The organism is Cellulomonas sp. NPDC058312 (assembly GCF_042880135.1).
GTDB lineage: Bacteria > Actinomycetota > Actinomycetes > Actinomycetales > Cellulomonadaceae > Cellulomonas.
In genome coordinates, this window is sequence record NZ_JBHVZE010000006.1 from 57,785 (window position 1) to 71,980 (window position 14,196).

At 73.8% G+C, this 14,196-nt stretch carries 15 protein-coding genes and 2 tRNA genes; 13 read left to right on the forward strand and 4 right to left on the reverse strand.

All coding sequences use genetic code 11. The annotated features are described in order from the left end of the window. Positions 1 to 49 precede the first annotated feature (49 nt). The gene (locus ACFVXN_RS16695) at positions 50 to 2,638 is read right to left on the reverse strand and encodes a DEAD/DEAH box helicase (protein WP_389235006.1); all 2,589 of its coding nucleotides are present in this window, start codon (positions 2,636 to 2,638) and stop codon (positions 50 to 52) included. A 44-nt stretch (positions 2,639 to 2,682) separates the two neighbouring features. Here ACFVXN_RS16695 and rnhA point away from each other — a divergent pair, with 44 nt between their 5' ends. Next, positions 2,683 to 3,144 carry a ribonuclease HI gene (rnhA, locus tag ACFVXN_RS16700; protein ID WP_389235009.1) on the forward strand — a complete coding sequence of 154 codons (462 nt, stop codon included), beginning with the start codon at positions 2,683 to 2,685 and terminating at the stop codon, positions 3,142 to 3,144. Positions 3,145 to 3,248: 104 nt separating this feature from the next. Then, on the forward strand, positions 3,249 to 3,518 hold the full coding sequence (locus ACFVXN_RS16705; RefSeq protein ID WP_389235012.1) for an HPr family phosphocarrier protein: 270 nt from the start codon (positions 3,249 to 3,251) through the stop codon (positions 3,516 to 3,518). Between the two features lie 91 nt (positions 3,519 to 3,609). Here ACFVXN_RS16705 and ACFVXN_RS16710 read toward each other — a convergent pair whose 3' ends face one another. Continuing rightward, on the reverse strand, positions 3,610 to 5,040 hold the full coding sequence (locus ACFVXN_RS16710; protein ID WP_389235014.1) for a PTS transporter subunit EIIC: 1,431 nt from the start codon (positions 5,038 to 5,040) through the stop codon (positions 3,610 to 3,612). A 175-nt stretch (positions 5,041 to 5,215) separates the two neighbouring features. Here ACFVXN_RS16710 and ACFVXN_RS16715 point away from each other — a divergent pair, with 175 nt between their 5' ends. The 5 genes from ACFVXN_RS16715 to ACFVXN_RS16735 all read left to right on the forward strand — a co-directional run bounded on the left by ACFVXN_RS16715 (position 5,216) and on the right by ACFVXN_RS16735 (position 7,820). Beyond that, positions 5,216 to 6,022, forward strand: coding sequence for a GntR family transcriptional regulator (locus ACFVXN_RS16715; protein WP_389235017.1), 807 nt, complete (start codon positions 5,216 to 5,218; stop codon positions 6,020 to 6,022). 17 nt (positions 6,023 to 6,039) lie between these two features. Beyond that, positions 6,040 to 6,285 carry a PTS transporter subunit EIIB gene (locus ACFVXN_RS16720; RefSeq protein WP_389235020.1) on the forward strand — a complete coding sequence of 82 codons (246 nt, stop codon included), beginning with the start codon at positions 6,040 to 6,042 and terminating at the stop codon, positions 6,283 to 6,285. Between the two features lie 74 nt (positions 6,286 to 6,359). Beyond that, the gene (locus tag ACFVXN_RS16725) at positions 6,360 to 6,590 is read left to right on the forward strand and encodes a glucose PTS transporter subunit EIIB (RefSeq protein ID WP_389235023.1); all 231 of its coding nucleotides are present in this window, start codon (positions 6,360 to 6,362) and stop codon (positions 6,588 to 6,590) included. Beyond that, positions 6,590 to 7,054 (forward strand): PTS glucose transporter subunit IIA, encoded by a 465-nt coding sequence (locus ACFVXN_RS16730; RefSeq protein ID WP_389235026.1) that lies wholly within the window; start codon positions 6,590 to 6,592, stop codon positions 7,052 to 7,054. The genes ACFVXN_RS16725 and ACFVXN_RS16730 overlap by 1 nt, the downstream gene beginning before the upstream one ends. Before the next feature lie 103 nt (positions 7,055 to 7,157). Continuing rightward, on the forward strand, positions 7,158 to 7,820 hold the full coding sequence (locus ACFVXN_RS16735; RefSeq protein ID WP_389235029.1) for a pyridoxal 5'-phosphate synthase: 663 nt from the start codon (positions 7,158 to 7,160) through the stop codon (positions 7,818 to 7,820). A gap of 28 nt (positions 7,821 to 7,848) precedes the next feature. On the opposite strand, the gene ACFVXN_RS16740 is transcribed toward ACFVXN_RS16735, so the two are convergent. After that, on the reverse strand, positions 7,849 to 8,880 hold the full coding sequence (locus ACFVXN_RS16740; protein ID WP_389235032.1) for a heparan-alpha-glucosaminide N-acetyltransferase domain-containing protein: 1,032 nt from the start codon (positions 8,878 to 8,880) through the stop codon (positions 7,849 to 7,851). A gap of 98 nt (positions 8,881 to 8,978) precedes the next feature. Between ACFVXN_RS16740 and ACFVXN_RS16745 the strand changes: the two genes are divergently transcribed. The 6 genes from ACFVXN_RS16745 to ACFVXN_RS16770 all read left to right on the forward strand — a co-directional run bounded on the left by ACFVXN_RS16745 (position 8,979) and on the right by ACFVXN_RS16770 (position 13,326). After that, a complete protein-coding gene (locus ACFVXN_RS16745) occupies positions 8,979 to 9,803 on the forward strand; it encodes a methyltransferase domain-containing protein (protein ID WP_389235035.1) in 825 nt (274 codons plus the stop codon). A gap of 17 nt (positions 9,804 to 9,820) precedes the next feature. Continuing rightward, entirely contained in the window at positions 9,821 to 10,603 is a 783-nt protein-coding gene (locus ACFVXN_RS16750) for a fumarylacetoacetate hydrolase family protein (RefSeq protein ID WP_389235038.1), read from the forward strand. A 41-nt stretch (positions 10,604 to 10,644) separates the two neighbouring features. Further along, positions 10,645 to 12,162 carry a glutamate--tRNA ligase gene (gene gltX / locus ACFVXN_RS16755; RefSeq protein ID WP_389235041.1) on the forward strand — a complete coding sequence of 506 codons (1,518 nt, stop codon included), beginning with the start codon at positions 10,645 to 10,647 and terminating at the stop codon, positions 12,160 to 12,162. Then, positions 12,159 to 12,893 (forward strand): HAD family hydrolase, encoded by a 735-nt coding sequence (locus ACFVXN_RS16760; RefSeq protein WP_389235044.1) that lies wholly within the window; start codon positions 12,159 to 12,161, stop codon positions 12,891 to 12,893. Before gltX ends, ACFVXN_RS16760 begins: the two co-directional genes overlap by 4 nt. A 187-nt stretch (positions 12,894 to 13,080) precedes the next feature. Further along, positions 13,081 to 13,152, forward strand: a tRNA-Gln gene (locus ACFVXN_RS16765). A 101-nt stretch (positions 13,153 to 13,253) separates the two neighbouring features. Beyond that, positions 13,254 to 13,326 (forward strand) — tRNA-Glu (locus ACFVXN_RS16770). Positions 13,327 to 13,462: 136 nt separating this feature from the next. Here the strand turns inward: ACFVXN_RS16770 and ACFVXN_RS16775 are convergent. After that, positions 13,463 to 14,182, reverse strand: coding sequence for an IclR family transcriptional regulator (locus ACFVXN_RS16775; protein WP_389235047.1), 720 nt, complete (start codon positions 14,180 to 14,182; stop codon positions 13,463 to 13,465). Between the last annotated feature and the right edge of the window lie 14 nt (positions 14,183 to 14,196).

The window sequence follows — 14,196 nt, forward strand, 5'->3', positions numbered from 1 at the left end:
CGCAGGTTTGCCTTGCCTTGTCTGGAACGACTCCAGCCGTTCTCGCAGGTCAGAGCGGGCCCACCGCGAGCACCCGCAGCACGGCCTCGCCGGCGGCGTCCGAGGCGGGCAGGTCGACCAGCGCGTCGACCCGCCAGTCGTGGTCGCCGGCGGGGTCGTCGAGGATCTGCCGGACGAACCACAGGTCGCCCCGCCGCCCCGCCTCGCCGTGGCCCTCGGGGCGCTGGTCCACCTGGAACAGCGCCGGTCCGCGCGCGGCCGGTCCGGTGAGGATCTCGTCGTGGTCGTCGTAGAACGGGTCGAGCGCGTCGGCCCAGCGGTCGGCGGTCCACGGCTCGTCGGCGGCGTCCCGGTCGCCGAGCGCGGCCAGCGCCGGGTAGGCCTCGCGCGCGGCCAGGTCGACCCGGCGGAACAGGGCCCCGCGGACCAGCGCGCGGAACACCCGCGTGTTGGTGGTGACCGGCGGCGGCGCGTCGTCCTCGGGCCGGGAGGCGGTGACCGTCGCGTCGTCGAGGTCGGCGGGGTGCGCCAGGCGCTCCCACTCGTCCAGCAGGCTCGAGTCGGTGCGGCGCACCAGGTCCCCGAGCCAGTCGATGATCTCGTGCAGCTCCTCGGTGCGGGCGTCCTCCGGGACCGTCTGGCGCAGCGCCCGGAACGCGTCGGCGAGGTAGCGCAGCAGCACGCCCTCCGTGCGGTCCAGCTGGTAGAGCGAGACGTACTCGGCGAACGTCGCGGCGCGCTCGTGCATCTCGCGGACCACGGACTTCGGCGACAGCTCCTGGTCGGCGACCCACGGGTTGGTCTGCTTGTAGATCTGGAAGGACGCGCCCAGCAGCTCGGCGAGCGGCCGCGGGTAGCTGACGTCCTCGAGCAGCGCCATCCGCTCCTCGTACTCGATGCCGTCGGCCTTCATCGCCGCGACGGCCTCGCCGCGGGCCTTGTTCTGCTGGGCGGCGAGCACCTGGCGCGGGTCGTCGAGCGTCGCCTCGATGATCGAGACCACGTCGTGCGCGTACCCCGGGTCCTCGCGGTCCAGCAGGTCCAGCGCCGCGTAGGCGAACGGGGACAGCGCCTGGTTCAGCGCGAACGTCGGGGGCACGTCCACCGTGAGCCGCACCGTGCGGCGCAGGCGCTCGGGGCCGGGGCCGGGCTCGACGAACCGCTCGACCACACCCGCGGCCCGCAGCGACCGGTAGATCGCCACCGCCTGCCGGACGAGGCGCCCCCGGGAGGACTCCGGCTCGTGGTTGTCCAGCAGCAGGTGCCGCATCGCCTCGACGGGGTCGCCCTCGCGCGCGAGGACGTTCAGGACCATCGCGTGCGACACGGCGAACGACGAGGTCAGCGGCTCCGGCTCGGCGTCCCGCAGCCGCTCGAAGGTCTTGTCGGTCCAGTTGACCATGCCCGCCGGGGCCTGCTTGCGGACGATCTTCTTGAGCTTCTTCGGGTCGTCGCCGGCCTTCTGCAGGGCCTTGCGGTTCTCGATGACGTGCTCGGGCGCGAGCACCAGGACCTCACCGGTGGTGTCGTAGCCGGCCCGGCCCGCGCGCCCGGCGATCTGGTGGAACTCGCGGGCGGACAGGTGCCGCATCCGGACGCCGTCGTACTTGACCAGCGAGGTGAGCAGCACGGTGCGGATCGGGACGTTGATGCCGACGCCCAGGGTGTCGGTGCCGCAGACGACGCGCAGCATGCCCTTCTGCGTCAGGCGCTCGACGACCCGGCGGTACTTGGGCAGCATGCCCGCGTGGTGCACGCCGACGCCGTGCCGCAGCAGCCGGGAGAGCGTCTTGCCGAACCCCGGGCCGAACCGGAAGTCACCGAGCTCGGCCGCGATCAGGTCGCGCTGCTCGCGGCTCGCGAGGTTCGTCGACAGCAGCGACTGCGCGCGCTCGACCGCCTCCTTCTGCGTGAAGTGCACGACGTAGACGGGGGAGCGGCCGGTCTGCACCAGCATCTCCAGCAGCTCGTGCAGCGGCTCGATCTCGTAGGAGAACGTCAGCGGCACCGGCCGCTCCGCGCCGGCGACCACGGAGACGGGCACGTCGGTGCGCCGCTCGATGTCCTCCGCGAAGAACGACACGTCGCCGAGCGTCGCCGACATCAGCAGGAACTGGGCCTTCGGGAGCTCGAGCAGCGGCACCTGCCACGCCCAGCCGCGCTGCGGGTCCGCGTAGAAGTGGAACTCGTCCATCACGACCTGGCCGACGTCCGCGCGCGGCCCCTGGCGCAGCGACAGGTTCGCCAGGATCTCGGCGGTGCAGCAGATGATGGGCGCGTCGGCGTTCACGGCCGAGTCGCCGGTCATCATGCCGACGTTCGCGGACCCGAACGCCTCGACCAGCGCGAAGAACTTCTCGCTGACGAGCGCCTTCAGCGGGGCCGTGTAGTAGGTCCGGCGCCCCTGGGCGAGGGCGACGAAGTGCGCCGCGGTCGCGACGAGGGACTTCCCGGAGCCGGTGGGCGTCGACAGGATGACGTGCGAGCCGGTGACCAGCTCGAGCAGCGCCTCCTCCTGGTGCGGGTACAGGGTCAGGCCCTGGTCCTGCGCCCAGCCGGTGAACGCGGCGTAGAGCGCGTCGGCGTCGTGGGGGTCCGCCGGGACCCGGTCGGCGAGGGTCTGGCGGGAGGCTGGCACCCGTCGATCCTTTCACGCCGGGGGCGCCCCTACAGTGGTCGACCATGAGCGCCGCCGAGAACCCCCCGCCCGCCGTCGAGATGTGGACCGACGGGGCCTGCAAGGGCAACCCGGGGCCCGGCGGCTGGGGCGTGCTGCTGCGGTCCGGCGGCCACGAGCGCGAGCTGTTCGGCGGCGAGCCGCTGACGACGAACAACCGCATGGAGCTGACGGCCGTCATCGAGGGGCTGCGGGCCCTGACGACCACGTGCCGGATCGACCTGCACATCGACTCGCAGTACGTGATGAACGGCGTCACGAAGTGGATCGCGGGCTGGAAGCGGAACGCGTGGCGCACGGCGGACAAGAAGCCGGTGAAGAACCAGGACCTGTGGCAGGCGCTCGACGCCGAGGTCGCCCGGCACGCGATCAGCTGGCACTGGGTGAAGGGCCACGCGGGCGACCCGGGCAACGAGCGCGCGGACCAGCTGGCGAACAAGGGCGTGGACCAGGTCCGGGCCGGCTGAGCGCACCGTCGCGGCGGTCGACTTCCCCGGTAGTGGTCCAGACCAGTACCCTCGACGACGTGCCCACTGCCGGGCACGATCCCGCTCGCACCGGAGGTCGGTCAATGGAACGGTCCGTCGTCGTCGCCATCGCGGAGGGCCTGCACGCCCGCCCCGCCGCCCTGTTCGTCGCGGAGGCCGGCAAGCAGCCGGTCCCCGTCTCGGTGCGCAAGGGCGACGCCGCCCCCGTGCAGGCCGCGAGCATCCTGGGCGTCATGACGCTCGGGGCCGCCGCGGGCGAGACCGTCGTGCTGACCACCGAGGTCGACGGCCCCGAGGCCGAGGCGTCCCTGGACGCGCTCGAGGCGTTCCTCAGCCAGGTCGAGATCGCCTGACCGACCGCGTCCCGCCCCGCACAGGAAGGTCCTGCCCGACACGCCCGGCGTGTCCGGCAGGACCTTGCTGTCGGTGCGTGGTGGTCGACCGTCAGGGGGTGCGGCCGGGGGGCGCCGAGGTCGCGGCGGCGGTGCCCGCGGTCGCGGGGACCTCGACCTCCGACGCCGGGTCGGCGGTGGCGTCGGCGGCCGTGTCGTCCTCGCGGCCCGGCGTCTTGAAGTTGAACTTCACGATCATGAACCGGAACAGGAAGTAGTAGACGACCGCGTACCCGAGCCCGATGACGATCAGCAGCAGCGGCTGGTCGGCGATCCGGAAGTTCAGCAGGTAGTCGATCGCGCCCGCCGAGAAGCCGAAGCCGCTGCGGATCTCGAGCGCGTTGACCAGGGCCAGCGAGGTGCCGGTGAGCACCGCGTGGATCGCGTACAGCGGGTAGGCCACGTAGACGAACGCGAACTCCAGCGGCTCCGTGACGCCCGTGACGAACGCGACCAGCGCGGCCGAGCCCATGATGCCGGCGATCTTCTTGCGGTTCTGGGGCTTGGACGTGTGCACGATCGCGAGCGCGGCGGCCGGGAGGGCGAACATCATGATCGGGAAGAACCCGGTCATGAAGCCGCCGGCGGTCGGGTCGCCGTGCAGGAACCGGGCGATGTCGCCGTTCCACACCTGGCCGTCGGCCTCGTAGGCCCCGAACTGGAACCAGGGCAGCGAGTTCAGCAGGTGGTGCAGGCCGAAGGGCAGCAGCAGCCGGTTGAGCGTGCCGAACACGAAGCCGCCGACGACCGTCGACCCGGTGACCCACTCGCCGACGGACGTGAACCCGGCGTCGAACGCGGGGTAGATCAGGGCCGCGACGACGGCGATGAGGACGGCCGCACCCGCGGTGACGATCGGGACGAACCGGCGGCCGCCGAAGAACGCCAGGTACGGGGGCAGCTTGATCCGGTAGAACTTCTGGAACAGCAGCGCCGCGGTCAGGCCGATGACGATGCCGCCGAGCACGCCGTAGTTGATGAGCTCCTGCTTCGGGCCCGCCAGCGCCTCGGTGATCGAGTGCAGGACGAGCCCGTTGTAGTCGCCGTCGGCCGCCGCCTGGAGCGCCGCCGGGTCGGCCGAGTCGAGCACGCCCCCGGGCTCGACCGCCGCCGGCTTGCCGAGGATGTACGGGGACAGGGCGTCGGTGACGCCCTTGAACACGAGGTAGCCGATCAGGGCCGCGAGCCCGGTGGACCCGTCGGACTTGCGGGCGTACCCGATGGCGACACCCAGCGCGAACAGCAGCGGCAGGTTGCCCAGCAGCGCGTTGCCAGCCGCGGCGAGCACGTCGGCGACGGGCAGCAGCCAGTCCGCGTTCGCGCCGAGGCCGTCCGCGCCGAGCATGTCGGCCTGGCCGAGCCGGAGCAGCAGCGCGGCGGCGGGCAGGGAGGCGATGGGGAGCATGAGCGAGCGGCCCACGCGCTGCAGCTGCGCGAGCCCGGGGATGCCCCGCTTGGGGGTGTCCACCGTGGTGGCGGTCATGGTGACTCCTCGTCGAGAGAGGGGGAGGGGAGTGGTCGAACTTGCTTGTCGCCGTCGAGTCCGGCAAGTTGTCTGGACCAGTTGCGAGCAGACTGGTCTAGACCGGAAGATGTGTCAAGGACCACAGTGCGCACCGGTGCGCGGCCGACGACGACCGAGGTGGGAGGGTGAGCGCGTGCACGTCCAGCAGCCCAGCCCCGCCCTCGAGGCGCCGGTCGCCCCGGTCGCCGGCCACAAGTACCAGGCCGTCCGCTCCTACCTGATGGACCTCGTCGAGCGGTCGCTGCACGTCGGCGACGCGGTGCCGTCCGAGCGCACCCTCTGCGAGCGGTTCGGCGTCTCCCGGATGACGGTGCGGCAGGCGATCGACGCGCTCGTCGCCGAGGGCGTCCTGGTCCGCGAGCAGGGGCGCGGCACGTTCGTCGCCCCGCAGCGGATGGACTTCGAGATGCGGCTGACCACGTTCGGCGAGGAGATGCGCCGTCGCGGGATGCGCCCGGAGACCCGGGTGCTGGACGCCCGCACCGTGCCCGCGTCGCCCGAGGCCGCGGACGCGCTCGGCACCGACGTCGGCGCGCCGCTGCACCACCTGTGGCGGGTGCGCTACGCCGACGGGTCCCCGATGAGCATCGAGCAGCACTGGGTCGCCGTCGCGCTCGTGCCGGACCTGCTGGCCGACGGGCCGCCGCCGAGCATGCACGACGCCCTGCGCGCCGTCGGGCTCGACCCGTCGTGGGGCGAGGAGACGCTCACCGCGGCGGAGGCCACCGACGAGGAGGCCGCGCTGCTCGACCTGCGCGGCCCGCGCGCGGTCCTGCGCGCGACCCGGCGGACCTTCAGCACCGACACGCCCGCCATGTACTCGCGCGCCTGCTACCGCGGCGACCGGTACAGCGTCTGGGTGCCGCTCAGCGCACCCGGGCCCGCCCTGGTCCCGCGCATGCGGACCGCCGACGAGATCCGCGTGGGGGTCGAGCCGTGACCGACGGGAGAGACCGGATGAGCAACGCAGGGACCGGGCAGGCCGCGGCGATCCTCGCGGGGCTCGGCGGGGTCGCCAACATCGACGAGATCGAGCCGTGCACGACGCGGCTGCGATCCCTCGTCAAGGAGCCCGGCCGCGTCGACACCGCCGCGCTGCGGGCGGCCGGCGCCTTCGGGGTGATGGTGTCCGGGCGCGTGGTGCAGGTCGTGATCGGCCCCAGCGTCGACACCCTCGCGAGCGACCTCGAGGACCTGATGTGACCCGCCCCCGCTGACCGACCCACCCCCGACCGACCAGACCGACCGAACCACCAGATCCACCAAGGAGACACACCATGAGCAAGGCCGAGCAGATCCTCGCCGGACTGGGCGGGGACGCCAACATCGTCGACCTGGAGCCCTGCATCACGCGCCTGCGCGTCGAGGTCGAGGACCCGGCGAAGGTCACCGAGTCGGTGCTCAAGGCCGCGGGTGCCATCGCGGTCATGCAGCAGGGCAAGGTCGTGCAGGTCATCGTCGGTCCCGAGGCCGACACCCTCGCCTCCGACATCGAGGACCTGCGCTGATGGCGGGTCTGACGGTCCTCGCGCCCGTCACCGGCGTCGTGCACGCGCTCGCGGACGTCGACGACCCGGTGTTCGCGCAGGAGATCGTCGGACCGGGTCTGGCCCTGGCGCCGGACACGGGGACCGGCGTCGCCGGGGTCGTCGCGCCGGTGGCCGGCACGGTCGCGAAGCTGCACCCGCACGCGTTCGTGCTGCTCGCGGAGGGCGGCCGGGGCGTGCTGGTGCACCTCGGGATCAACACGGTGCAGCTCGGCGGCGAGGGATTCGTCCTGCACGTCGCCGAGGGCGACACCGTCGAGCCGGGCCAGCTGCTGGTCGAGTGGGACCCCGCGGCCGTCGAGGCCGGCGGCCGCTCGGCGATCTGCCCGGTGATCGGGCTGGAGGCGAAGCCGGACGCGCTGACCCGGCTGGTCGAGCCGGGCGCCCACGTCGCCGCCGGCGAGCCGCTGCTCGAACTGGCCTGACGCGGCCCGCTCGTCGCCCGGCCTCGCACGCCGAGGTCGGGCCGGCGGGTGGTCCCGGGCGGTGTCCCGGACGCGGGCGGCGCGGCGGATCGATACTGGGGCGATGGTGCCCCGACCGACCCTGCGCGAGTGGCTGCGCGGCCTGCCCGCGCTCACCGGCGACCTGCCCGAGGTGGACCCCTACGCGCTGCCGGCGGACCCGGTCCAGGCGTTCGAGGAGTGGTTCGTCGCGGCGGTGAGCGCCGGGGTGCCCGAGCCGCACGCGATGACCCTCGCGACGGCGGACGCCGGCGGGCGGCCCGCCGCGCGCGTGGTGCTGCTGACCGACGTCGCCGACGGCGCGTGGGTGTTCTCGACGGACGCGCGGGCGGGCAAGTCCCGGGACCTCGCGGCGAACCCGCGGGCGGCGCTCACGTTCTACTGGCAGCCGCTCGGGCGGCAGGTCCGGGTCGCGGGGGCGGTGCGGCTGCTCGACCCCGAGGAGTGCGCGGCGGACTTCCTGCGCCGGTCGCCCAGCGCCCGTGCCGCGGCGCTCGCCTCACGTCCGGGTGAGCCGCTGCGCTCCGTGGAGGACATGGTCGCGGCGGTCGGGGAGGCGCGTGCCCGGGTGGACCGGGACCCGCGGCTGGTGCCGTCGACCTGGCAGCTCTGGGCGGTCGAGGCCGACGAGGTCGAGCTGTGGCAGGGCGACCACGACCGGGCGCACCTGCGGGTCCGCTACTCCCGGGACGGCGACCGCTGGGACCGGCGGCTCGACTGGCCGTGACGCCGGGTGCCGCCGGGTGCCGGCGGGGTCAGCGGGGCGGCAGCGGGTCCGGGGCGACGTCCGACGCCCGGGCGGCGAGGGTGTGCAGCGCCCGCTCCAGCGGCCCGCGGCCGAAGGCCGCCCGCCACAGCCAGCAGCCCGCGAGCGTGACGACCAGGAACGCGATCCAGGTGACGACGTCGGGCTCCCACACCACCGCGGACCCGAGCGCGGCGATCCCGACGAGCTGCACCGTGTAGGCGGTCAGCGCCAGCGCACCCGTGGCGGCGACGGGGGCGACGAGCCGCGGCGCGGCGTCGGCGACCAGCAGGCACAGCGCCAGCACGGCGAGCCCGACGCCGGTGTTCGCGACCACCTCGAGCGGGCTGCTGGAGTGCGGCTCCGTGGTGACCAGCGCGCCGAGGCCGGTGCCGGGATCGAGGGTGCGGGTCAGGACCGCCGACGCCCCGTGCCCGAGGACCGCCAGGCCGGCGCCGACGCCCAGCAGCCGCAGCCGGACCGCACGGTCCCGCAGGTCGCTGCGGCCCACGGCGAGCCCGACGAGGACGTACGCGAACCAGACGACCGCGGGGTAGTACGCGCCGACGAGCAGGTCGGTCCACGCCCGGCCGGGCAGGCGCGCGAACGCCGGCTCCAGCGCGAGGCGCAGCACGGGTCCGACCAGCGCCACGACGACGGCGCCGGTCAGCAGCCGCCGCGGGCTCGCGCCGAGCAGGGGGACCGCGGCCGCGAACAGCACGGCGTAGGTGGGCAGGATCACGACGACGGGCGTGCCCAGCAGCACCGCCACGACGCCGATGCCGAGCACGCCGAACGCGCGGACCAGCAGCTTCGTGCGGGCCTGGACGCGCCGGGTGCCGACCACCGGGTCGGGGCCGCCGGAGATCAGCGCCACCGAGATGCCGGACAGCAGCACGAACAGCGCGGCCGACCGGCCGTCGGCGACCTGGGTCAGCGACCAGGGCCAGGGGGAGTCCGGCTCGCCCGGTCCGACGTGGGCGGTGAGCATCCCGAGGACCGCGAGCCCGCGGGCGACGTCCACGCCGGTGATCCGCTGCATGGCGGCCACGGTAGCCGCCGGACCCGCCTGTCTCGCCCACCGGGACGGCACGTACCGCGCACTGGAACGAGCACCCCGGGCGCCACTACCGTCGGGGGGTGACTGACACGCATGAGGCCGAGGTCTACACCCACGGCCACCACGACAGCGTGCTGCGCTCCCACCGGTGGCGCACCGCGGAGAACTCGGCGGCCTACCTGCTGCCCGCCCTGCAGCCCGGCCAGTCGCTGCTCGACGTGGGCTGCGGCCCGGGCAACCTGACGCTCGACCTGGCCGCGCGCGTCGCGCCGGGCCGGGTGGTCGGCGTCGACCGGTCCGAGGCGGTCCTCGAGCTGGCGCGCGCGGAGGCCGCGGCCACCGAGGGGGCGCCGGACGTGACGTTCGCGGTCGGCGACGCGTACGCGCTGCCGTTCGAGGACGGCTCCTTCGACGTCGTGCACGCCCACCAGCTGCTCCAGCACCTCGGCGACCCGGTCGCCGCGCTGCGCGAGCTGCGCCGCGTCGCCCGCCCCGGCGGCGTGGTCGCCGTGCGGGACGCCGACTACGCCGGGATGACCTGGTACCCCGCCTCGCCGGTGCTCGACGAGTGGTCCGCGCTCTACCACGAGGTCACCCAGGCCAACGGCGCGGAGGCCGACGCCGGTCGCCGGCTGAGCTCCTGGGCGCTGGCCGCCGGCTTCGACCCGGACGCGCTCGTCGCGACCGCGGGCGTCTGGTCGTACGCGTCCGAGGAGGACCGCACCTGGTGGGCCGGGCTGTGGGCGGAGCGCTGCGTCGCGTCGGACTTCGCGCACCAAGCCGTCGCGCACGGGCTGGCCGACGAGGTCGCGCTCGAGCAGCTGGCCGCCGGCTGGCGCGAGTGGGGCGACGCCCCCGACGGCTGGTTCGCCGTGCTGCACGGCGAGGTGCTGGCCCGGGTCTGACGGCTAGGGTTGTCCCCGTGCGTATCGCGAGGTTCACCACGGGGGACGACCCCCGCTACGCCCTGGTCGAGGGCGATCCCGGTCAGGAGCAGCTCGTCGTCATCTCCGGCGACCCCATCTACACCCCGGTGCAGCCCACCGGTGAGCGGATCCCGCTCGGCGACGGCGTCCGCCTGCTCGCCCCGGTGATCCCGCGGTCCAAGATCGTCGGCGTGGGGCGCAACTACGCCGACCACGCCGCGGAGATGGGCAACGAGGTGCCGACGGCGCCGCTGCTGTTCTTCAAGCCGAACACCGCCGTGGTCGGCCCGGACGACCCGATCGTGCTGCCCGACTGGACCGAGGAGGTCTCCTACGAGGCCGAGCTCGCCGTCGTCATCGGCAAGGTCACCAAGGACGTCAGCCCCGAGCACGCCCTGAGCAAGGTCTTCGGCTTCACCGTCGCCAACGACGTGACCGCCCGGGACGCCCAGCGCACCGACGGCCAGTGGGTCCGCGCCAAGGGCTTCGACACCTCCTGCCCGATCGGCCCGTGGATCGTGCCCGGCCTGGACGTCGAGGACCTGGCCGTGCGCTCGCGGGTCAACGGCGAGGCCAAGCAGGACGGCCGCACGTCGCAGATGGTGTTCGACGTGCCCGCCCTGATCTCGTACATCTCCGAGGTCGTGACCCTGCTGCCCGGCGACGTGATCCTCACCGGCACCCCCGCAGGCGTCGGCCTGATCGTCGAGCGGGACGTCGTCGAGGTCGAGGTCGAGGAGATCGGCACGCTGCGCAACCCGGTGCTGCGCCGGTCCTGAGGGTGCTCGGCACGCCGCCCACCCTCGCTAGGGTGGGCGGCGTGAGCGCAACTGATCTCGTCCCGTCCGCCGGCAGCGCCGTCCGGGTCCGTTTCTGCCCGAGCCCGACGGGGACGCCGCACGTCGGCCTCATCCGCACGGCGCTGTTCAACTGGGCGTACGCCCGGCACGTCGGCGGCACGTTCGTGTTCCGCATCGAGGACACCGACGCCGCACGCGACTCCGAGGAGTCGTACCAGCAGCTGCTCGACGCGCTGCGCTGGCTCGGCCTGGACTGGGACGAGGGCGTCGAGGTCGGCGGCCCGCACGAGCCCTACCGGCAGTCGCAGCGGATGGACCTGTACGCCGACGTCGCGGCCCGGCTGCTGGCCGCCGGCCACGCCTACGAGTCCTTCTCGACGCCCGAGGAGGTCGAGGCCCGGCACCGCGCCGCCGGCCGTGACCCGAAGCTCGGCTACGACGGCTTCGACCGCGCGCTCACCGACGAGCAGAAGGCCGCCTACCGGGCCGAGGGCCGCGAGCCGGTGCTGCGCCTGCGGATGCCGGACGAGGACGTGACGTTCACCGACCTGGTGCGCGGCGAGATCACGTTCAAGGCCGGCTCCGTGCCGGACTACGTGATCGTCCGCGGCAACGGGCAGCCGCTCTACACGCTGGTCAACCCCGTCGACGACGCGCTCATGGGCATCACCCACGTGCTGCGCGGCGAGGACCTGCTGTCCTCCACCCCGCGGCAGGTCGTGCTGTACCGGGCGCTGCTGGACATCGGCGTCGCGACGGTGGCGCCGGAGTTCGGGCACCTGCCGTACGTGATGGGCGAGGGCAACAAGAAGCTCTCCAAGCGCGACCCCGAGTCGAACCTGTTCCTGCACCGCGACCGCGGGTTCACGCCCGAGGGCCTGCTCAACTACCTGTCGCTGCTCGGCTGGTCGATCGGCCCGGACCGCGACGTGTTCTCGGTCGCCGAGCTGGTCGAGGCGTTCGACGTCGCCGACGTGAACCCCAACCCGGCGCGGTTCGACCTGAAGAAGGCCGAGGCGATCAACGCCGAGCACATCCGGCTGCTGGCCCCCGACGACTTCCGCGACCGCCTGGTGCCGTACCTGCACCGCGCCGGTCTGGTGCCCGCGGACGCGTACGCCGACCTGGCCGCCGAGCACCGCGCGCTGCTCGACGCGGGCGCGCCGCTGATCCAGACCCGCGTGACGCTGCTGGGCGAGGTCGTCGGGATGCTCGGCTTCCTGTTCGTGGCGGACGACGCCCTGGTGGTGGAGGAGGACGCCCGCGGGGCGCTCAAGGACACCGCCGCGCAGGTGCTGGACGCGGCCACGGAGGCGCTGGCGGCGCTGCCGGCGGACGGGTTCACCACCGAGGCCGTCCAGGACGCCCTGCAGGCCGCCCTGGTCGACGGGCTGGGCATCAAGCCGCGGTTCGCGTTCACCCCGCTGCGGGTCGCCGTCTCCGGGCGCCGGGTGTCGCCGCCGCTGTTCGAGTCGCTCGAGATCCTCGGGCGGGCCTCGACGCTGGCCCGGTTCGCGGCGCTGCGCGCCTCGCTGTGACGGGCCGGCCCGTCGACGGGGTCCTGTTCGACGTCGACGACACCCTGGTCGACACGCACGGGGCGTTCGCGCAGGCGCTGGCGGCGGTCCGGGAGCGGTGGCTGCCGCACCTCGACGCCGCGGGGGACACCGCGCTGCTGGACCACTGGCGCGCGGACGCCGGCGGTCGGTACCGGCAGTACACCCGGGGCGAGGTGGGCTACCGCGAGCAGCGGATGGCCCGCGCCAACGACCTGCACGCGGCGTTCGGCGGCCCGGTGCTCGACGACGCCGCCTACGACCGGTGGAACGCCCTGTTCGAGGAGCGGTTCACCGGAGCCTGGGCGGCCCACGACGACGCCGCCGCGGTGGTCCGGCACCTGCTGGACGCCGGGGTCCGGGTCGGCGCGCTGACGAACGCCGCGACGGCCTACCAGGTCGCCAAGCTGACCGCGGTCGGCCTGGTCGACGAGGTGCCGCTGCTGGTCGGCGTCGACACCCTCGGGTTCGGCAAGCCCGACCCGCGGGTGTTCGCCGAGGCGTGCAGCCGGCTGGGCACAGCGCCGGGCCGCACCGCGTACGTGGGCGACGAGCTGGACGTCGACGCCCGCGCGGCCGCCGCCGCCGGGCTGCGGGGCGTCTGGCTGGCCCGCCCGGGCCTGGGCGCGAAGGACGCGAACGCGGGGGAGCCGGCGCCGTCGGACGTGGTCATCACCACGCTGGCGGAGCTCCCGGGCGTGCTCGGCCTCTGAGCCCGGGGCGGCCCTCCCGGCGGCGTGATCCACGTCTCCCAGCGGCCGGTTTGGTGCCAGCGATCCCGTCCGGTAATGTTCTCGGTCGGTGAGGCGTCCGGTTGACGCCGCTCCTCCACTCGCAGATCGGCGCTCCGTGCGTCGCGCTGCTGGTGCGCGGGGTGGTCGAGATGGCGCTGAATACCATTGGGGTATGGTGTAATTGGCAGCACGACTGATTCTGGTTCAGTTAGTCTAGGTTCGAGTCCTGGTACCCCAGCAAGGCTTCGCAGAATGGCTCGGAAGAGCGATTTGAAAGAGCCGGGCAGGATGCAGTACAGTAGTTCCCGGTCACACCGCTCCGGTGGTGAGACCGTCCAGGCCCCCATCGTCTAGAGGCCTAGGACGCCGCCCTCTCACGGCGGTAACAGGGGTTCGAATCCCCTTGGGGGTACAGCGAAAAGGGTCGGTCACCGCAAGGTGACCGACCCTTTTCTGCGTGACCGTGACGGTCGAGGTCGAGGGTTTCGCGCCAAAGCCGGGGGTGAAACCCTCGACCTCGCGTGAAACCCTCGACCTCGACCGGCCGATCACTCAGCGGTGCGGCGGAGGACTTCCGTCAGGCGGTTGGCGGCGGAGGCGACCGCGGCGGCGTGCAGGCGGCCGGGCTGGCGGCTCAGGCGCTCGACCGGGCCGGAGATGGACACGGCCGCCACGACCCGGCCGGACTGGCCGCGGACGGGGGCGCTGACGCTCGCGACGCCGACCTCGCGCTCGGACACCGACTGCGCCCAGCCGCGGCGGCGCACGCCGGACAGGATCGTCGCGGTGAACTTGGCGCCCTGCAGCCCGCGGTGCAGCCGGTCGGGCTCCTCCCACGCGAGCAGGATCTGCGCGGCGGACCCGGCGGTCATCGTCAGCGTCGCGCCGACGGGGATCGAGTCGCGCAGGCCGATGGGCCGCTCGGCGGCGGCGACGCAGATGCGCTGGTCGCCCTGGCGGCGGTAGAGCTGGGCGCTCTCGCCGGTGTGGTCCCGCAGCGCGGCGAGCACGGGGCCCGCTGCAGCGAGCAGCCGGTCCTCGCCGGCCGCGCTCGCCAGCTCGGTCAGTCGCGGCCCCAGGACGAACCTGCCCTGCATGTCGCGCCCCACCAGGCGGTGGTGCTCGAGCGCGACGGCCAGCCGGTGGGCCGTCGGGCGGGCAAGATGGGTGGCGTTGACCAGCTGCGCGAGGGTGGCGGGTCCGGCCTCCAGGGCGTTGAGGACCGAGGCGGCCTTGTCCAGCACGCCGACTCCGCTAGAGTTGTCCATAGGTCGATATTGGC